Genomic DNA, 20,030 nt, shown 5'->3' with positions numbered 1-20,030 from the left:
CGTTTTTACTGCGATTGTACAATCGGGATATCTCGGGTATCGTCCAACCAATTTCCCTTAACTCGCTAATAATTTCTATGATCGAGCACATTAGTTTTAGTCCAGCACTGCAATTAAGTGATGATATTGAGTTGTTACGTACCACTGTGGGACGTTTTCAGCGTATTTTTAATGGCAGTGGTTATGGCTTTTGGGAGTGGGATTTGCAAACCCAGCACATCGAATGGTCGGGCGGGTTCTGGGAGCGTTTAGGTTACGGTCCTGAGGATGCGGAAAGTATTAGCGATGCCTCTAAAGTGCTGACTTATATGCATCCCGATGATCGCGAATTTGCAATCGAGGCCGCGCGCCAGCATTTGCGTAGTGGCAAACCGCTCGATGTCTCCTATCGCATCCGAACTAAAATGGGTGATTATATTTGGACGCAAGTCCGTGCCGACTCGCTCCGCGATGAACATGGCCACGCGAGGATTATGTCGGGCGTGAATTTTGATATCACTGAAATTAAAAAGGTAGAGGCAGCACTACGTGAGAGTGAGGCGCGTCAGGTGCGGATTATCCAGGCATCCAGCGATGGTATATGGGAATGGTATGCCGACCGCGGCGGCTTCCACTTTTCCCATCGTTGCTGGGAATTATTAGGTTATGACGATCTGGATGATGTACTCACCGAGGGTGAAGACCGCTTAAAAATTTGGCGCAAACATATTTATCCGCAAGATTTATCCAAGTTTGATAATGCACTGGTTGAGCACATGGCTGGTCGTGCGCCCTTCGATGTGGAGTACCGGCTTATCAGCACCCAGGGTGAAATTCGTTGGATTCGCGGTCGTGGACGTGCCGTGTTTAATGAAAAAGGCCAGCCGATTATGATGTCGGGTAGCAATATGGATATTACCGAAGTAAAGCGTGCAGAAGAGCGCGTTATCCAGGCCAAAGAACAAGCTGAAAAAGCCAACCGCGCCAAGTCCGATTTTTTGTCGAGTATGAGCCACGAATTGCGCACACCGCTCAATGCAATTTTGGGCTACACCCAATTATTTGAATACGACGGCAATTTAAAACCCCAACAAATTGATAACGTGCGCGAAATCCGCAAAGCGGGCGAACATTTACTGCAGTTGATTAATGATGTGTTGGACTTGGCCAAAATCGAATCGGGCAATATGACGGTATCGCTTGAGCCGGTATTGGTCTCACGCTTGATTACTGAATGTTTTACCTTAGTGCAGCCACAAGCGGACGCCAAAGGGATTCGTTTATCTTCATTGCTTGCTGAATTTTCCAATACCTATGTTATTGCCGATCACGTCCGTTTTAAGCAGGCGCTCCTGAATTTGCTGAGTAATGCGGTGAAATATAATTATGTGGGCGGCGAGGTTGAAGTAAAACTTATTGCGCAACCCGGGCAGCAATTGCGCATCAGTGTGCGCGATACCGGGCGCGGTATTCCTCTGCAGCGCCAAAGTGAAGTCTTCCAGCCCTTTAACCGTTTGACGGCGGAAAATACCAATATTGAGGGCTCAGGAGTGGGGTTGGTGATCACCAAACAATTAGTGGAGATGATGCAGGGGTATCTTGATTTCACCAGTGCTGAAGGTATGGGGACTACTTTCTGGATCGACTTACCAATGGCCACAGAATGGAATGCTGATTCAATTGTGCGCACCTCGACCAACAAGGATTACACTCCCGCATCGCTCAATGTAAAACGTCGTTGCAAAGTCCTGTATGTAGAAGATAACCCAACCAATATCCGTCTACTGCAGCAAATCTTCGCGCGCTATCCTCAGCTTGAACTAGATGTTGCGGAAGAGGCGTTTTTGGGTATTTATAAAGCGCGCAGTACGCAGCCGGATTTGGTGATATTGGATATCAACTTGCCGGGAATGGATGGTTACGAGGTCTTGAGTGTATTAAAAAATGATCCTGATACACGTGCAGTTCCGGTGATTGGTTTGTCGGCGAATGCCATGCCTTACGATGTTGAGCGCGGGCGCAATGCGGGTTTTTACGATTACCTGACCAAACCGGTGGATATTCATCGTTTGATTGAAGTATTTAACAAGCTCCTGCATGACCATTGATTCCCAAGCTCTTTTAACTGGTGCTTATTCTTTTTAAGCACCGGTTTTTCCTCTTTCACTTCCAGCCTTTAATCACAATCGTTAACAAATGCAAATGTTCGTGGTTTTAGCGGCAAAGCTGTCTATTATCCAGCAATGAACATTTGTTCATTTTTCAGAAGGTATATCGTTTCCCCCTCAGTCCAGCCTTTTATTCAGTCTCGCATTAACGCACTTTAAGGAGTTCACCATGTTCCCAGTTATTCGGTATCGGGCAATTTTTGCCATAGGATTCATGGGGTTGGCGCTATCTGCATGCGACACCAAGACACCGGCAACTGCGGCTGCTCCGGCATCGATTGAGGTAGGAGTGGTGACTTTGAGTGCGTCTGATGTGCCTCTGCAAGTTGAATTGCCGGGTCGCACCTCAGCTTACCGCAAGGCGGAAGTGCGCCCGCAAGTGAGTGGAATTATCCAGAAACGCTTGTTTGTGGAAGGTGCTGAAATCAAGGCGGGTACACCCTTGTATCAAATAGATCCTGCAACCTACCAAGCTGCGCTGAGTAGTGCACAAGCAGAGCTGGCGCGCGCAGATGCCAATCTGGCCGCCGCAAAGGCGAAGGAGGCTCGTTACAAAAATCTGAACTCAATGAAGGCTATCAGCCAGCAAGACTACGATGATGCCTTAGCTAATTTCGGCCAGACCAAAGCGAATGTTGCAGCGGCAAAAGCTGCAGTGGAGACGGCGCAGATCAATCTTAAGTACACCAAAGTGTTGGCTCCGATTGATGGTGTTATCAGTAAATCGTCTGTGACTGAAGGTGCCTTGGTTAATGCAGGTCAGGCCGATGTGTTGGCCAGTATCATGCAGCTGGACCCCATTTATGTCGATGTTTCCCAATCGGCAGAGGAATTGTTACAACTGCGCCGTGAAATGATTAAAGGCGATGTTGCAAGGACAGAGAGCGCCAAAGTGCGTCTGCTGTTGGATGACGGTTCAGTCTACGAGCACGAAGGCAGTTTGCAATTTGCCGAAGTGGGTGTAAATGAATCGACGGGCACCGTTGTTTTGCGCGCGCAATTTCCCAACCCGGATCGGTTGTTATTGCCTGGCATGTTTGTGCGCACGCAATTGGACGAAGGTGTGCGCACTAATTCTTTGCTGGCACCCCAGCGTGGCATTACGCGTGATCGCACTGGCAATGCAACTGCCATGATGATTAATAAAGAAGGCGTGGTTGAGCTGCGCCAATTAAAAACCGGCCGCGCAGTGGGCGACCAGTGGTTGGTGTTGGAAGGTTTGGCTGTGGGCGATCAGGTGATTGTTGAAGGCTTGCAAAAAGTGAAGCCGGGAGCACCCGCCAAAGCGGCGGCGGCTAGCAGCAAGGCCGGGGAGTAAACGACATGGCCAGATTTTTTATTGATCGCCCCGTATTTGCGTGGGTTATTTCCATCATCATTATGTTGGCGGGCGCGCTGTCAATTTTTAAATTGCCTATAGCGCAATATCCGGAAGTGGCGCCACCAGCAGTGAGTATTAGCGCTTCTTACCCCGGAGCTTCCGCGCAAACTGTGCAAGATACGGTTATACAAATTATTGAGCAGGGCCTTACCGGTATCGACAATGTGCAATACATGTCATCGACCAGTGATGCCAGTGGCCGCGGTGAAGTGACGCTGACATTTTTAGCGGGCACTGATCCAGATATTGCGCAGGTACAAGTGCAAAATAAATTGCAGACGGCTATGCCATTGTTGCCGCAAGAAGTGCAGCAGCAGGGCATTCGCGTTACAAAATCATCAGCCGGTTTTTTGATGGTGATCGGTTTTGTTTCTGCTGATGGCAGCATGGATAAATACGATATTGCTGACTATGTGGCCGCCAACGTGCAGGATCAATTAAGTCGCGTTAATGGTGTTGGGCAGATAACATTGTTCGGTTCGCAATACGCGATGCGTATTTGGTTGGATGCCAATAAACTTGCTACTTACAAACTCACCACGGTTGATGTTGCTACAGCGATACGCGCACAAAATGCGCAAATTGCAGCAGGCGAACTAGGTGGTACTCCAGCGCTGCCGGGGCAACAAATTAATGCCAGTATTGTGGTGCAAACCCGTCTTTCCACACCGGAGCAGTTTCGCAATATTTTATTGCGTGTGAATCAGGATGGTTCGCAAATTCGTTTAGGTGATGTAGCGCGCGTTGAGCTCGGCGGTGAAAATTATCAATTCGAAACGGAATACAATAATCGTCCTGCCACTGGTTTGGCGATCACGTTAGCGGCAGGCGCAAATGCGTTGGATACCGCTGATGCGGTGCGCAAACGTATCGCTGAGCTGCAAGGCTTTTTTCCTCAGAGTTTGGAAGTTGTTTATCCTTTTGACACCACGCCTTTTGTAAAACTGTCGATTGAAGCGGTGGTGCACACACTCATCGAAGCGATTGTGTTGGTGTTTTTAGTGATGTATTTATTCCTGCAAAATTTTCGCGCAACGTTAATTCCCACGATTGCGGTGCCGGTAGTGTTGCTCGGTACATTTGCTGTCCTGTCCGTATTTGGTTATTCCATTAATACGCTCACTATGTTTGCGATGGTGCTAGCAATTGGATTGTTGGTAGATGATGCCATCGTGGTAGTGGAAAACGTTGAGCGAGTGATGGCAGAGGAGGGGCTTTCACCGCGCGAGGCAACACGCAAATCCATGCAGCAAATTACGGGTGCATTAATTGGTATTGCGTTGGTGTTATCCGCTGTGTTCGTGCCTATGGCATTTTTTGGTGGATCCACTGGCGTTATTTATCGCCAGTTCTCCATTACCATTGTGTCGGCGATGGTGTTGTCAGTAATTGTTGCGTTGACGCTCACACCTGCACTCTGCGCCTCTTTATTAAAACCGGTCAAACATGATCATTACGAAAAGCGTGGTTTCTTCGGTTGGTTTAATCGCAACTTTAACAAGGCGACCACTAAATATCAGTCTGGTGTTAGTTCGATGTTGGGTAAAACCGGTCGTTACATGGTGATCTATGTGGCGATTGTATTGGTGCTCGGATTTTTATTCACCCGTCTGCCAAGTTCATTTTTGCCGGATGAGGACCAGGGCATTATGTTTACCCAAATGACCTTACCAGTTGGCGCAACCAAAGAGCGCTCTATGGTGGTTATGGATCAAATTGAAAAACATTATCTTGAAAACGAAAAAGATAATGTGCGTTCTGTATTCTCGGTAATTGGATTCAGTTTTAGTGGGCGAGGGCAAAATAACGGCATCGCGTTTGTCGGCATGAAAGATTGGAGCGAGCGCACCGACGAATCACAACACGTGCAAAGTATTGCGGCGCGTGCGATGGGTGCCTTCTCCAAAATTAAAGATGCAATGGTATTCCCCTTTGTGCCACCTGCGATTACCCAATTGGGCACTTCATCCGGATTCAATTTGCAGTTGCAGGATTTGGGCGGTTTGGGGCATGAAGCTTTGATGCAAGCGCGCAATCAATTTCTCGGTATGGCGGCACAGGACAAGCGTTTAGTAGGTGTGCGTCCCAATGGGCAAGAAGATAACCCACAATTTAAGTTGGATGTCGATCAGGAAAAAGCGACGGCACTGGGTGTTTCGTTGACCGATATAAACAGCATTTTTTCCACTGCCTGGGCTGCATCTTATGTAAATGACTTTATCGATAAAGGCCGCGTGAAAAAAGTATTTGTGCAAGGCGATGCCCAATACCGCATGTTGCCGGAAGATGTAAAAAATTGGTACGTGCGCAATAGCAAAGGTGAAATGGTACCTTTCTCGGCGTTTACATCGGGCCGTTGGATTTATGGGTCGCCACGTCTTGAACGCTACAACGGTGTGTCTTCGCTCAATATTATCGGGCAGGGCGCACCAGGTGTTAGCTCGGGCGATGCGATGCTGGCGGCGGAGGAAATTGTGGCGAAATTACCAGCGGGTATAGGTTATCAATGGACGGGGATGTCATTTCAGGAGCGCGAGTCTGGTAATCAGGCGCCGCTGTTGTATGCGCTCTCCATCCTGATTGTATTTTTATGTTTGGCGGCACTTTATGAAAGTTGGTCAGTACCTTTTGCGGTGATATTAGTGGTGCCGCTGGGTGTGATAGGGGCGGTGTTATTTGCGATGGGGCGTGGCCTATCCAACGATGTGTATTTTCAAGTGGGTTTGTTAACTACCATCGGCCTTGCTGCGAAAAATGCAATTTTGATTGTCGAATTCGCCAAGGCACTTTACGAAGATGGAATGGATTTGGTGCAAGCAACTATGGAGGCAGTGCGTATGCGCTTGCGTCCCATCATCATGACCTCGCTTGCGTTTATGCTCGGCGTAACACCATTGGTGATTAGTTCGGGGGCTGGTTCCGGTAGCCAGAATGCGATTGGTACCGGGGTATTTGGTGGAATGTTCTCTGCCACCGTACTCGCCATTTTCTTTGTGCCGGTATTTTTTGTGGTGGTCTTCCGTTTGGCGCAGCGCTGGTTTCCTGCTGCTCCGAAACCAGATGATTCGGTGTCATCATGAACAAGTGCGACATCATTCTTGATGCAACATTAAATCTCTTGGCGAGTCGCGGCTTCCACGGTTTTTCAATCCGTGATGTCGCCAAAGAGGCGGGCGTCGCGACGGGTACGGTGTATTTATATTTTGAGGATCGCGAAGATTTGATAAAAAAATTACATAGCCAGATTATTGAAACTGTGGGGCGGGAAGTGTTTGTTTCATTGGGGAGGGAGCTAAGTTTACAACAGCAATTCCATCAAATGTGCGTCAACTTTTGGGCGCTATTCAAACGTCATCCAGCGATGATATTGAGCAAGGGGCAGTTTGATCATCTGCCTGCAGATTTGCTGCGCAGCCGCCATGAAGAGGCGAAGGTGGTATTGGAGCCGCTCTTTACTTTTTTCCTGCGCGGGCGCGAACAGCAGATGCTGAAAAATTTTCCAGATGAGATTTTATTTTCGCTAGCGTTTGAGCCCTATTTTGAAATCGCGCGCAAATCGCTGCAAGGGTTTGTTGCCGTTGATGATGCGATGTTGGATCGCATTATCTGTGCAAGCTGGGATTCGATTGCGTTGCATTCTGACCGCTAAAGCAGTTCAGATGAATGAAAAACGGCGAGCCTTGGCTCGCCGTTTTTCATTTGGGTGTTCTAAAAAATTTATTTCAGATGCCCCAGATTTTTTTGCACTATCTGCAGGATCGGCTTAAATACTTTGGGTGAACCGCATACGATGTGGCCGGTTTCCAAATAATCCGCACCGCCATTAAAGTCGCTGATCAAACCGCCGGCTTCTTTTACTAACAAGATTCCACCCGCGATATCCCACTCGTTTAAATTCATTTCCCAGAAAGCATCAAAGCGGCCAGCTGCTACATAAGCCAAATCCAATGCAGCTGAACCGGCGCGGCGGATACCGGAGGTCTGCCCGGCAATTTCTTGCACGCAGGCGAGGTAAGGGCCGATATGTTCGAGCGCATAGCCACTAAAGGGGATGCCAGTACCTATCAGCGCGCCTTCAAGGTTGCGACGGGTAGAAACACGCAGGCGACGGCCATTCAATGCAGCACCACGGCCACGGCTGGCAGTAAATTCTTCGCGTTTGATGGGGTCGATAACAACGGCGTGTTCGATCTGGCCTTTGTATTTGCAGGCGATGGAGATAGAGAAGTGCGGTACCCCGTGAATAAAATTGGTAGTGCCATCGAGTGGATCGATAATCCATTCGTAATCGGGGTTTTTGCCGGGTTGATGTCCGCCTTCTTCACCGCGAATACTGTGGTCGGGGTAGGCTTTACGGAGGTGGTAAATAATTTCTTTTTCGGCGGCCTTATCGACTTCAGTGACATAGTCGTTGCGGCTTTTGGTTTCAATCGTTAATAAATCAACACGCTCAAATGCGCGCTCAATCAATTCGGCAGCTTTGCGACCAGCGCGCAAGGCAATCGTTAACATGGGTTCCATAAAGCACCAATTAAATAGGCTACTCGATATCGCATGGATATCAGCAGACCTGATTGTTCAGGGGGTAGGGATTGTAAAAGAACATGACCGCAGGCGGCATAAGCGCCTCTCGCCGAGGGCGCGCAGTATACCGGCAAGTCATCACTAGAGGCTAGTGATAAGTGACTGTATACTGCGCGCCTTTTTATCGCTTCGCCTGCGTCATATTCCCTTAGTTACCGAGATTTGCCTATGTCAGCCCAGCCTTTTGCCAATATCCGTATCGTTTTGGTCAATACCAGCCACCCCGGCAATATTGGCGGCGCGGCGCGGGCGATGAAAAATATGGGGCTGTCGCGCCTTTATCTGGTCGCGCCGCAGGAATATCCGTCAGACAAAGCGGTGTGGCGTTCTGCCGGTGCGACTGATGTGCTCGATGAAGCCGTCGTGGTTGAAACATTGGATGAGGCCATCGCTGGCTGTAGTCTGGTGGTTGGCACCAGCGCCCGCGAGCGCCGTATCCCTTGGCCGCTGTTAGATCCGCGCCAATGCGGTGAAAATGTATGGGCAGAAGCGGCGAGCCATGAGGTGGCCATCGTATTCGGACGTGAAGATCGCGGCTTGACCAACGAAGAACTGCATAAATGCAACTACCATGTGCATATCCCGGCCAATCCGGATTACAGCTCGCTTAACCTCGCAACGGCCGTGCAGGTCATTACCTATGAAGTCCGTATGGCGTATTTGCAGGCGGCCGAAGGCAATACCCTGCCGCAGCACCAGTGGGATATGCCGCCGGTAGAGGCCCAGGCGATGGAAACTTATTACGAACATCTTGAGCAAACCCTTGCTGAATTAAACTTCCTTGATCGTGATAATCCCAAGCAGACCATGACCCGCCTGCGTCGTCTCTATAACCGTGTGCGTATGGACCAGATGGAGCTGAATATCCTGCGTGGTGTGCTCACAGCGGTGCAGAACTATATCCATTACAGCGGCAAGGTGATGACTAAATTTGGCAAGGCGCCGGGTTTGGAGTCTATGCGCGAGCTAACAAAGGACGATAAACCTGCAGAATAGGCTGGGTAATCCTGGCGATATTTGTTGCTATGGTGATTGGGCGTTGGAAAAAAGTGAATACTTGAGTAAAATACTCGGAATTGGCGTCGCGTCTGGACTTGAGTGCTATTTCCCGCTCGCGACAATAGATTAATACCGGGATTTTGCAGCGAGGCTTCTCTGCTATGAGACTTACCACCAAAGGCCGCTATGCCGTGACCGCCATGTTGGATTTGGCGCTCCACTGCGATGAGGGGCCTGTTAGTCTGGCGGATATTTCCGCACGCCAAGGCATATCCCTCTCTTATCTTGAGCAATTATTCGCGCGTTTGCGCTATTTTAAATTAGTGAAAAGCGTACGGGGTCCAGGTGGTGGCTATCGCCTGATGGGCAGCACTACCGATATCTCCATCGCCCAAGTAGTCGATGCGGTCAGTGAATCGCTCGATGCAACCCGCTGCGAAGGCAAGGGCAATTGCCATGAAGGCGAAGTCTGTTTAACCCATCATTTATGGGAAGATTTAAGTGCGCAAATCCATCAGTTTTTGAGTGATATCACCCTCGCTGATCTGGTTGCACGTAACGATATCCAATCGGTCCGCAAGCGCCAGGATTTGCGTGTGGTAAGCAGTCACAATGACGAGACTCATATTGCGATTAGTGAAATTTTGTAGCTGGTTTTTACAATTCCATTTTTCACACTGTAGTTTTTCACCGTTAAGGTACCCACTGTTTTGCGCAAGCCCATTTATTTAGATTACGCCGCGACTACACCCGTTGCCCCTGAAGTGGCGGCGCGGATGGTTGAGTGTCTGACATTGGATGGCACCTTCGCCAACCCTGCCTCCCGCTCCCATGTGTATGGCTGGCAAGCTGAGGAACTGGTAGAAGAAGCGCGCGCGCAGGTTGCCAGTTTAATCAATGCAGATCCGCGTGAAATCGTTTGGACCAGTGGCGCAACCGAAGCCAACAATCTTGCGCTCAAAGGTGTTGCAGAAACTTATCGCACCAATCACCACGCTGGTGGCCATATTGTTGTGTCGGCCATTGAACATAAAGCCGTGCTTGATCCCGCAAGTTGGTTGGAGGCGCAAGGTTTTCGCGTCACATATTTACAACCTTCACCAGAAGGGATTATCACTGCGGATGCACTCTCTGCGGCGCTGCAAGCGGATACATTTTTAGTCAGCATCATGCAAGTCAACAATGAGTTGGGTTGCATTAATGACATCAAAGATTTAGTTGAAGTCTGTAAGGCGCGCGATATTTTATTTCATTGTGATGCTGCACAAAGCGCGGGGAAAATTCCTGTCGATGTGAAAACACTTGGTGTAGACCTGCTGTCGCTATCGGCGCATAAATTTTATGGGCCCAAAGGTGTTGGTGCGCTCTACGTGCGCCGTTCAGGCGACGTAAAAATCGCTGCACAAATTCACGGTGGTGGCCATGAGCGCGGTATGCGTTCCGGCACTTTACCTACACATCAATTAGTGGGTATGGGTGAGGCTGCAAGATTAGCGGCTGTACATCTCGATGAAGATTGCGAGCGTATTGCAAGATTGCGCGACCGTTTATGGCAAGGCATAGCGGATTTGCCGGGAATTAAACGCAATGGATCGAGTATTGATTGTGTCAGCGGTATTTTAAATCTCGCGTTTAGCAATGCCGACGGCGAAATGTTGCTGCTCTCGTTGCGCGATTTGGCGATCTCCAGCGGCTCTGCGTGTAATTCCGCGAGCATGTCGCCCAGCTATGTACTGCAAGCGATTGGTTTGGATGATGAAGCAGCGCAAGCCTCGCTGCGTTTTAGTATTGGCCGTTACACCACTGCCGACGAAATTGAATATGCGATTGAACACCTTCGCGGTGTTATCGCCAAGCTGCACAAGGCTTAGTGTTGGTTTGCTAACCCTTTGCAAAAACAGGTAAATGCCCATGTCTGAACAAGTCGAACATCTCATTAAAAAAGAATACGCGGCGGGTTTCCATACCACCATCGATTCGGAAACCCTGCCACCGGGGTTGAATGAAGATGTTATCCGTTTTATTTCGGCGAAGAAAAATGAACCCGAGTGGTTGCTGGAATGGCGTTTGAAGGCCTATCAATCCTGGCTTGAAATGACCGAGCCGGAATGGGCGCATGTCAAATACGAGGATATTGATTTTCAAGCGGTGTCTTATTATTCAGCACCCAAATCGATGGATGAAAAGCCCAAAAGTTTGGATGAGGTTGATCCGGAATTATTGCGCACCTATGAAAAGTTGGGCATTCCTTTGCATGAACAGGCAGCACTTGCCGGTGTGGCAATGGATGTGGTGTTTGACTCCGTATCGGTGGTAACGACTTTCCGTGAAAAATTATTTGAAGTGGGTGTTATTTTTTGTTCGATCAGCGAAGCGGTGCATAAGTATCCGGAGCTGGTGAAAAAATATATCGGCTCAGTAGTTCCGCAAAAAGACAACTATTACGCTGCATTGAATTCCGCAGTATTTTCCGATGGCTCCTTTGTGTATATCCCCAAAGGTGTGCGCTGCCCAATGGAGTTGTCTACTTACTTCCGTATCAATGAACAAAATACCGGTCAATTTGAGCGCACCTTGATTATCGCCGATGAAGGTTCGCACGTGAGTTATCTTGAAGGCTGCACCGCGCCTATGCGCGATGAAAACCAGTTGCATGCTGCTGTGGTTGAGTTGATTGCGCTCGACAATGCGGAAATTAAATATTCCACCGTGCAAAACTGGTATCCCGGTAACGAGGAAGGCAAGGGCGGTATTTACAACTTTGTGACCAAGCGCGGTGTGTGCCACACCAATGCCAAAATTTCCTGGACACAAGTTGAAACCGGTTCTGCGGTGACCTGGAAATATCCAAGTTGTATTTTGCGTGGTGATAATAGTGTCGGTGAGTTTTATTCCGTTGCGCTGACCAATAATTATCAGCAGGCCGATACCGGCACCAAGATGATTCATATCGGCAAAAATACCCGCTCAACGATTATCTCCAAGGGGATTTCAGCAGGTAAAAGTTCTAATGCCTATCGTGGCTTGGTGCGTATCAATCCCGGTGCCGAAGGTGCGCGTAATTACACCCAGTGTGATTCGCTGTTGATCGGTGATAAATGCGGCGCGCACACATTCCCTTATATCGAAAGTAAAAATCCGAGCGCTGTGATTGAGCACGAGGCCACCACATCAAAAGTGAGTGAAGACCAAATGTTCCTCTGCCAACAGCGTGGCCTGGATGCAGAAAAAGCCGTTTCCATGATTGTGAATGGTTTTTGCCGTGAAGTATTTAAAGAATTGCCAATGGAATTTGCGGTTGAAGCCGGCAAGTTGCTGGAAGTAAGCCTCGAAGGCTCCGTAGGCTAGCCGCTCAGAGTGATTTTGCAGGTTGGGCTAGCCGCGAGTTTAGCGAGCGACATAGCCCAACAAGAAAAATTAAAAATTTGAATTTACCGTGTTAGAAAATTATCGGACTAAAAAATTTATGTTACGCATTACTGATTTGTTTGCCCGTGTTGAAGAGAAAGACATCCTTAAAGGTTTAAATCTGACCGTCAAACCCGGTGAAGTTCACGCCATTATGGGGCCAAACGGTGCGGGCAAAAGTACATTGGGTAATGTGTTATCTGGCCGCGATGGTTATGAAGTAACTGGCGGCAGTGTTGAGTTTAATGGCAAGGATTTGTTTGAGCTGGAAATTGAAGAGCGTGCGCGCGAAGGTTTGTTCCTTGCATTCCAATATCCGGTAGAAATTCCGGGCGTAAGCAATATGGAATTTTTAAAAGCTTCTGTCGATGCCAAACGTAAGCATCATGGTCAACCAGAGTTGTCTGCAGTTGAGTTTATGAAACTCGCACGTGAAACCAGTAAACGCGTTAATCTCGAACAGGCTTTTTTAAAACGCGGTGTTAACGAAGGCTTTTCGGGTGGTGAAAAGAAACGCAACGAAATTATGCAAATGATGTTGCTTGAGCCGAGCCTGTGCATTCTCGATGAAACTGATTCAGGTTTGGATATTGATGCGCTCCAAGTAGTTGCTAACGGAGTGAATGCGATGCGTTCGCCTGAGCGCAGTTTTATTGTGGTAACTCACTATCAGCGTTTGCTGGATTACATAGTGCCGGATTACGTGCACGTGTTGGCCAATGGCCGCATTGTTAAAACGGGCGGTAAAGAACTGGCGCTGGAGCTGGAAAAAAAAGGCTACGCGTGGCTTGAAACCGAGGCAGTGTAAGCATGAGTGATTTTCAACATCAAGCGATACGACTCACCGCCCAGCAGCAGCCACTGACCTGGCTGGAAGAGTTACGCAATAAGGCAACTGATGATTGGTTGGCGCAACCTTGGCCCACGCGCAAAACCGAGCATTGGAAATATACGCCGATGCAGAGTTTGCATAAAACCATTTTGTATACCTGGGGTGCTACCGCAAGTCAAACCCTGGATAAGGCATTGCAAAATGAATTGATTCCGATGGATGCTTTTCAGTTGGTATTTGTTAATGGCGTTTTTGATCCTGCCCATTCAAGTAAATTGCCTGAATCTGTTGTGCATTTTTCGCAAGCGAATGCAGAACAGCAAGAGCTTATTAACAAGTATTTGGGCAAGATTGTTGAGGGCGAGCAGCATTTGTTTGCCACGTTGAATGATGCCTGGCTCGACGACGGTGTGTTGATTCACGTCCCTCGTAATCAGCAGTTGGAAAAACCAATTTATATTGTCAATGTTGTTACGGCTGTTAAAGCGGTAAACAACCAGCGTGTATTGATTGTGCTCGACGAAAATTCACGCGCTGACATTGTGGAGCATTATTTCTCTAGCGCTGATGTGCAAAATGGTTTCGTCAATTCGCTGACTGAAATTCATATTGGTGATAACGCTAATTTGCATCACTACCGTTTGAATTTGGAAGAAGAGCACGCCCTGCATATAGGTGCAGTGCATGTGGATTTACAGCGCAATGCACGTCTGCGTGGCTTCGCGTTGGCATTGGGCTCAAGCCTGATGCGTGTCGATTACCAATTAAATCATCGCGGGCAGGGGGCCGAGTTGGATCTGCAAGGGATTTATCTGCCGCGCAACCAACAGGTTGTGGATTATCACACCAATATTTGCCACTGGGTTCCGCATTGCACATCGAATGAAGTGTTTCGCGGAATTGTGAGTGATTCGGCACAGGCCATTTTTAATGGCCGTATTTATATTCATAAAGACGCGCAAAAAACTCTCGCGGAATTAAGCAACAAAAACATGCTGACCTCCAGCAAGGCGGAAGTGAATACCAAGCCGGAGTTGGAAATTTACGCAGATGATGTGAAGTGCGCTCACGGTGCAACCATAAGCCAGTTAAATGCCAATGCGCGTTACTATTTGCAGAGCCGCGGTTTGTCGCGCGCCGAAGCCGATGTGATGCTCAGTTTTGGTTTTATCAATGAACTGCTGGAACAAATTGCGCAACCCGTAGTGCACGATTATTTGCAGCCGCGTTTGGCGAAACTCTTTGGTCGCGACAATAGTTTGATTGCTGCCAGCGCATTGGCGGAGTTGACGGATGACTAAATCTTTGGGTGATATTGACGTGTTGCATTTTGATGTGGAAACAATCCGCGCTGATTTCCCTATCTTGCACCAACAGGTGAATGGGCAGCCGCTGGTGTATCTCGACAATGCGGCTACCACCCAAAAACCCAATGCGGTGATTGATGCAATCAGTGATTATTATCGCAATGACAACAGCAATGTTCATCGCGGTGCTCATGCCTTGGCTGATCGATCCACGGTAAAGTTTGAAGCGGCGCGCGAAAAAGTTGCACAGTTTTTAAATGCTCCAGCGGCAAAACAAATTATTTGGACGCGCGGTACAACCGAGAGTATTAATCTGGTTGCCGCCTCTTGGGGCAAAACCAATTTGCAGCCGGGTGACCGTATTCTGGTATCGGCGATGGAGCATCACTCCAATATTGTTCCCTGGCAATTAATCGCCCAGACAACCGGTGCGAAAGTTGAACCGATTGCTGTCGATGCTAACGGTAATATCAACATGCTGGCGTTTGATGCCATGCTTGACGCCCATGTAAAAATGGTCGCCGTAGGTCATGTATCCAATGCAATGGGCACGATTAATCCCATCGAAAAAATTATTACGCTGGCGCATGCAGTTGGCGCGCGCGTGTTAATTGACGGCGCGCAAGCAGTGAGCCATTGGGCGGTGGATGTCCAAAAACTCAATTGCGATTTTTATGTGTTTTCTGCACACAAACTATTTGGTCCGACGGGTTTGGGTGTGTTGTACGGTAAAGAAGATTTGCTGAATGCCATGTCGCCCTATCAGGGTGGGGGCGAGATGATCGAAACCGTTTCGTTTGCAGGCACAACCTTTAATCAGTTGCCCTACAAATTTGAAGCGGGCACGCCAGATATCGCGGGCGCTATAGGTTTGGGTGCTGCGATCGACTATTTAAATTCAATCGACCGTACCGCTGCCGCTGCGCATGAACAGGCACTGTTAAATTATGCTGAGGAAAAAGCGCGTGCAACCGCTGGCTTGAAATTGGTTGGTACTGCCGCACATAAAACCTCAGTAATGAGTTTTTTGCTCGAAGGTGCACATCCGGCCGATGTCGGTGTCTTATTGGATAAGCAGGGAATTGCGGTGCGCACGGGTAATCACTGTGCGCAACCGATTATGGATCAATATGGAATTCCCGGCACAGTGCGCGCGAGTTTCAGTTTTTATAACACCTTTGCCGAGGTGGATCGTCTGTTCGCAGCGATTGAAAAAGCGAAAACCTTTTTGTTGTAACGCCTTTTAATGTAACGAACGTGTTGTAACGAAACATGCTTTAACGAGCGATGAGTTAACCCTGGAGACTGCTATGAGTATCGCATCATTTGATCCGCAGCAACCTGTGCAGGTCACCCCAACGGCGGTTGAACATTTCAAGCGGCAGTTGGGTTCTGCTAAAGACGCGAAAGCGGTGCGCTTGAGTGTAAGGCAAAGTGGTTGTACTGGCTGGATGTACGTTGTGGATTTGGTCAATGAAGCCAGAGCTGATGACGTGCACATGCAACTGGAGACTGGTGTCGAGTTATTGGTTGACTCTAAAAGTCTGTCAGTTGTGAGCGGCACTGAAATTGATTACGTCACTGAAGGCGTTAACCGCCAGCTTAAATTCAATAATCCGCGTGTCAAAGACTATTGCGGATGCGGTGAAAGTTTTAGCGTTAACTAAGACGCCTTGCGTAGAGAATTACTATGTCTGAAAGACGTATGGTGGTCGCCCAAGCTGATTGTCCGGCGCGGCGTGTCCCTGACGGTACACCACTGACTATCCCTGAAGGAACCTTCGTTACTATCACCCAGGCTTTGGGCGGTAATTACACGCTGACCTATCACGGCCAGATGGTGCGGGTAGATGGTACTGATGCGCATTTGCTGGGGCTTGAGTCCGAGACCATAAGCTTCCCCGAGCCTGCCAATGACCAGATTATCGAAGAGCAGGTCTGGCAAGCGCTCGGCACGGTGTTTGATCCGGAAATTCCCGTAGATTTAGTGAATCTCGGGCTGATTTACGGTGTTGAGGTGGATCAGGCTGCAAAGCAGGTGGATATCCAAATGACGTTAACTGCGCCAGCCTGCGGTATGGGGCCGGTGTTGGTTGGCGACGTCGAATATCGCGTGCGCAAGGTGCCCAACGTTAAAACGGTGAAGGTTGAGTTGGTGTTTGATCCACCGTGGCAGCGCCATATGATGAGCGAAGAGGCCCAGTTGCAAACCGGTATGTTCTATTGATTTCCGTGTATTGATGACCCTGTATTGAGAATTTTGATGACCCAATTTGGCATAGATGTAACCGTCGATGACATTATCGACAGTCTCGGTTTTTTTGATAACTGGGAGGAGCGCTACAAGTACATTATCGATCTGGGCAAGGAGCTGCCCGAGATGGATGCCAGTTTGCGTACCGAAGATTATCTGGTGCGCGGTTGCCAAAGCCAAGTGTGGTTGGTGGATGAATGGCGTGCGGGCAAGTTATTTTTCCAGGCAGATAGCGATGCATTTATCGTTAAGGGTTTGCTTGGCGTAGTCTTGGCTGCCTTTAACGGCAAGACCCCTGGGGAAATCCTTGCATTTGATATAGATGCTTATTTCACACAGCTGGACCTTTTGCAGCACCTGAGTTCTACCCGGGGGAATGGCCTTAGGGCGATGGTGAAGCGGATTAAGGATCGTGCCAGCCAAACTAATTAAGCCAATCCAAATCGGATGGAATATCGGGACAGGTTTCCTAACCGATTTTGTTTATTAATCAAATAGCTAGGATATAAAAATAATGTAAACCCGCGTATAATTCGCGGGTTTTGTATTTTGTAGGCATTGAATCCGCTTTTGGGTGGTGAAATCCGAGCCTGCAGTAACCGGAAAATCGCGTGTGGAGCGTCTCATGGCTGTTGAACAAACCTTATCCATTATCAAACCCGATGCTGTTAGCAAGAACCATATCGGTGAAATCGTCGCTCGTTTTGAAAAGTCTGGCCTCAAAATCGTTGCCCAGCGCATGATGCTGTTGAGCCGTGCTCAAGCGGAAGGCTTCTATGCCGAGCACAAAGGCCGTCCATTCTTCGCTGGCTTGGTCGATTTTATGACCTCTGGCCCTGTGGTTGTGCAAGTGCTGTCCGGTGAAAATGCTATCGCGGCTAACCGCGAACTCATGGGCGCTACTGATCCTGCCAAAGCGGCTCCGGGTACTATCCGTGCTGATTTTGCGGAAGCCATTGATGCCAATGCTGTCCACGGTTCAGATTCGCCCACTTCAGCTGCGCGCGAGATCGCTTATTTCTTTGCCAGCAATGAAGTTGTTATCCGTTAATTTTGTAATCACTGTTATTCCCAACGTAGTTCACCAGGTAATAGAGCCATGACTGAAGTTTCCAGTTCCACTAACACCGCTAGCGCGGAGGTTGCAGAGGGCTCTGCCAAAATGAATCTGTTGGGCTTGCCAGAAGCCAAACTGGTGGCATTTTTTGAATCGATTGGCGAGAAAAAATTTCGCGCTATTCAGGTGATGAAATGGATCCATCAGCTTGGCGCTGACAACTTTGATGATATGACTAACGTCAGCAAAGATTTGCGTGCAAAGTTGAAAAACATTGCGGAAATACGTATGCCGGAAGTTGTGCAGCAATTTGATTCAACTGATGGCACGCGTAAGTTTTTAATTCGTGTCAGTGGCAATAATGTTATTGAAACCGTATTTATTCCCGATGGTGACCGCGGTACTTTGTGTGTGTCGTCGCAAGTTGGCTGCTCATTGGATTGCAGTTTTTGTGCAACGGGCAAGCAGGGATTTAATCGCGATTTAACAGCAGCTGAAATTATTGGACAAGTGTGGATTGCGGCCAAATCCTTTGGTCAATTGCAGGTTAATGGCCCGCGCAGAGTCACCAACGTGGTGATGATGGGCATGGGAGAGCCGTTGCTCAATTTCGATAATGTTGTCGATTCCATGAACCTTATGATGCACGACAACGCTTACGGAATTTCTAAGCGTCGCGTTACGCTGAGCACTTCCGGTGTGGTGCCGCAATTGGATCGTTTAAGCCAGTATACCGATGCCTGCCTTGCTATCTCGCTACACGCACCTAACGATGAATTGCGCAATGAATTAGTACCAATCAATCGTAAATATCCAATTGCGATGTTGCTTGATTCTGCCAAACGCTACATCGAAGCAATGCCGGACACCCATCGAAAAATTACCATTGAATACACGTTGATTGATCAAGTGAATGATCGCCCCCATCACGCCCGTGAACTGGCTGAGCTATTGCGTGATGTTCCGGTAAAAATCAATCTGATTCCATTTAATCCATTTAATCTATCGAATTATAAAAGAGTCAGTAACAACGCGTTGCGCAAGTTTCAGGATATTTTGATGGAGGAAGGTTACATTACTACTGTACGCACGACGCGTGGTGACGATATCGATGCAGCCTGTGGTCAGTTAGCAGGACAGGTGAATGATGTGACGCGCCGTAGCGAACGCTACCGCGCGCAGTTTGATGAAGTACAAGCGGTAAAAATTGTTAGCCAATAATTCCAAATACAATGGTGTCAATGATGCAAATGAATAACTTTACAAGATTGCTGAAATTAACCCTGGTGTCTGTTGTTGCTGTTGCACTTCTCATTGGTTGTGCGTCAGAAGTAAAAAGTGGCAAGCCACGGCAAGTTGATAAATCGAAATCTTTGGAATTACATATTAAGTTGGCTCAAGGATATATTGATAATGGTAATAGGGAAGCTGCTCGTCATCACTTACGCAAAGCATCAGAAATTGATAAAAACTCTGCTGATGCTACTGAAGCGATGGCGCGTCTTTATCAGTTAGAGGGTGAACCTGCGCTTGCGGAAGAAACCTTCAAGAAAGCACTCAAGCGTAAAAAGAATTTTACGTTGGCCAATAATAATTACGGAGTATTTTTATTTGGTCTGAAACGCTATGAAGAGGCGCTTGCGCAATTCGAACTGGCTGCCAGCGATCTCGATTATGATGGCCGTGCTTCTGCTCTGGTAAATGTCGGCAGGACCGCGTTGCTGCTTGGGAAAAACGAGCGTGCCAAGGCCGCGTTTGAACATGCATCAATATTGGATAAAGGAATTTCTGAGCCGTATATTGAATTGGCCGCCATGAGTTTCCAAAACCAGGAATACGCTGAAGCCAAGAGGCATTTGGATCGCTATCAGGCACTTGGGCAGCAATCTGCACGTGCGCTCTTGCTTGGGATTCGCTTGGAGCGCGTGTTTGGCAACAAGGATAAAGAAGCCAGTTATTTGTTGGTATTAAAGAATCGCTTTCCCTATTCCAAAGAGTATTTGGAATACAAACAAACGATGATGTAAAACCACAAGCGATATTTAAATTAACGGGCTTTTA

General features: G+C 48.3%; 18 protein-coding genes. 17 read left to right on the top strand and 1 reads right to left on the bottom strand.

The window, feature by feature from the left end:
• Positions 1–77: 77 nt before the first annotated feature.
• From B4E62_RS14650 to B4E62_RS14635, 4 genes are all read left to right on the top strand, one after another.
• On the top strand, positions 78–2,087 hold the full coding sequence (locus B4E62_RS14650; protein ID WP_331352546.1) for a hybrid sensor histidine kinase/response regulator: 2,010 nt from the start codon (positions 78–80) through the stop codon (positions 2,085–2,087).
• 229 nt (positions 2,088–2,316) lie between these two features.
• Entirely contained in the window at positions 2,317–3,465 is a 1,149-nt protein-coding gene (locus B4E62_RS14645) for an efflux RND transporter periplasmic adaptor subunit (protein WP_331352545.1), read from the top strand.
• A 5-nt stretch (positions 3,466–3,470) separates the two neighbouring features.
• Positions 3,471–6,608 carry an efflux RND transporter permease subunit gene (locus tag B4E62_RS14640; RefSeq protein ID WP_331352544.1) on the top strand — a complete coding sequence of 1,046 codons (3,138 nt, stop codon included), beginning with the start codon at positions 3,471–3,473 and terminating at the stop codon, positions 6,606–6,608.
• The gene (locus tag B4E62_RS14635; protein WP_331352543.1) at positions 6,605–7,177 is read left to right on the top strand and encodes a helix-turn-helix domain-containing protein; all 573 of its coding nucleotides are present in this window, start codon (positions 6,605–6,607) and stop codon (positions 7,175–7,177) included. The genes B4E62_RS14640 and B4E62_RS14635 overlap by 4 nt, the downstream gene beginning before the upstream one ends.
• A gap of 68 nt (positions 7,178–7,245) precedes the next feature.
• Here B4E62_RS14635 and B4E62_RS14630 read toward each other — a convergent pair whose 3' ends face one another.
• Entirely contained in the window at positions 7,246–8,049 is an 804-nt protein-coding gene (locus tag B4E62_RS14630; RefSeq protein WP_310069766.1) for an inositol monophosphatase family protein, read from the bottom strand.
• 231 nt (positions 8,050–8,280) lie between these two features.
• On the opposite strand from B4E62_RS14630, the gene trmJ reads away from it, so the two are divergent.
• From trmJ to pilW, 13 genes are all read left to right on the top strand, one after another.
• Positions 8,281–9,108, top strand: a complete 828-nt coding sequence (trmJ, locus tag B4E62_RS14625; protein WP_331352542.1) for a tRNA (cytosine(32)/uridine(32)-2'-O)-methyltransferase TrmJ — start codon at positions 8,281–8,283, stop codon at positions 9,106–9,108.
• Between the two features lie 164 nt (positions 9,109–9,272).
• On the top strand, positions 9,273–9,761 hold the full coding sequence (iscR, locus tag B4E62_RS14620) for a Fe-S cluster assembly transcriptional regulator IscR (RefSeq protein ID WP_331352541.1): 489 nt from the start codon (positions 9,273–9,275) through the stop codon (positions 9,759–9,761).
• 60 nt (positions 9,762–9,821) lie between these two features.
• Positions 9,822–10,982 (top strand): IscS subfamily cysteine desulfurase, encoded by a 1,161-nt coding sequence (locus B4E62_RS14615; RefSeq protein ID WP_331352540.1) that lies wholly within the window; start codon positions 9,822–9,824, stop codon positions 10,980–10,982.
• 40 nt (positions 10,983–11,022) lie between these two features.
• A complete protein-coding gene (gene sufB / locus B4E62_RS14610; protein WP_310069774.1) occupies positions 11,023–12,459 on the top strand; it encodes a Fe-S cluster assembly protein SufB in 1,437 nt (478 codons plus the stop codon).
• 118 nt (positions 12,460–12,577) lie between these two features.
• Entirely contained in the window at positions 12,578–13,327 is a 750-nt protein-coding gene (gene sufC, locus B4E62_RS14605) for a Fe-S cluster assembly ATPase SufC (RefSeq protein WP_331352539.1), read from the top strand.
• Positions 13,328–13,329: 2 nt separating this feature from the next.
• Entirely contained in the window at positions 13,330–14,652 is a 1,323-nt protein-coding gene (gene sufD, locus B4E62_RS14600; protein WP_331352538.1) for a Fe-S cluster assembly protein SufD, read from the top strand.
• Entirely contained in the window at positions 14,645–15,895 is a 1,251-nt protein-coding gene (locus B4E62_RS14595) for a cysteine desulfurase (RefSeq protein WP_331352537.1), read from the top strand. The genes sufD and B4E62_RS14595 overlap by 8 nt, the downstream gene beginning before the upstream one ends.
• A gap of 73 nt (positions 15,896–15,968) precedes the next feature.
• A complete protein-coding gene (locus B4E62_RS14590) occupies positions 15,969–16,325 on the top strand; it encodes an iron-sulfur cluster assembly accessory protein (RefSeq protein WP_331352536.1) in 357 nt (118 codons plus the stop codon).
• A 23-nt stretch (positions 16,326–16,348) separates the two neighbouring features.
• Entirely contained in the window at positions 16,349–16,885 is a 537-nt protein-coding gene (gene sufT / locus B4E62_RS14585; RefSeq protein ID WP_331352535.1) for a putative Fe-S cluster assembly protein SufT, read from the top strand.
• Between the two features lie 36 nt (positions 16,886–16,921).
• A complete protein-coding gene (locus tag B4E62_RS14580; protein ID WP_310069783.1) occupies positions 16,922–17,344 on the top strand; it encodes a SufE family protein in 423 nt (140 codons plus the stop codon).
• A 193-nt stretch (positions 17,345–17,537) separates the two neighbouring features.
• Complete coding sequence (gene ndk, locus B4E62_RS14575; RefSeq protein ID WP_331352534.1) at positions 17,538–17,963, top strand: nucleoside-diphosphate kinase; 426 nt, start codon at positions 17,538–17,540, stop codon at positions 17,961–17,963.
• Between the two features lie 48 nt (positions 17,964–18,011).
• Positions 18,012–19,190 (top strand): 23S rRNA (adenine(2503)-C(2))-methyltransferase RlmN, encoded by a 1,179-nt coding sequence (gene rlmN, locus B4E62_RS14570; protein WP_331352533.1) that lies wholly within the window; start codon positions 18,012–18,014, stop codon positions 19,188–19,190.
• A 29-nt stretch (positions 19,191–19,219) separates the two neighbouring features.
• Positions 19,220–19,996, top strand: coding sequence for a type IV pilus biogenesis/stability protein PilW (pilW, locus tag B4E62_RS14565; RefSeq protein ID WP_331352532.1), 777 nt, complete (start codon positions 19,220–19,222; stop codon positions 19,994–19,996).
• The last annotated feature ends 34 nt before the right edge of the window (positions 19,997–20,030 follow it).

It is taken from the genome of Cellvibrio sp. UBA7671 (assembly GCA_002483145.1).
GTDB classification, from domain to species: Bacteria; Pseudomonadota; Gammaproteobacteria; order Pseudomonadales; family Cellvibrionaceae; genus Cellvibrio; species Cellvibrio fibrivorans.
The sequence above is the reverse complement of the archived record's forward strand: the minus strand, read 5'-3'. Positions and strand labels throughout refer to the sequence as shown.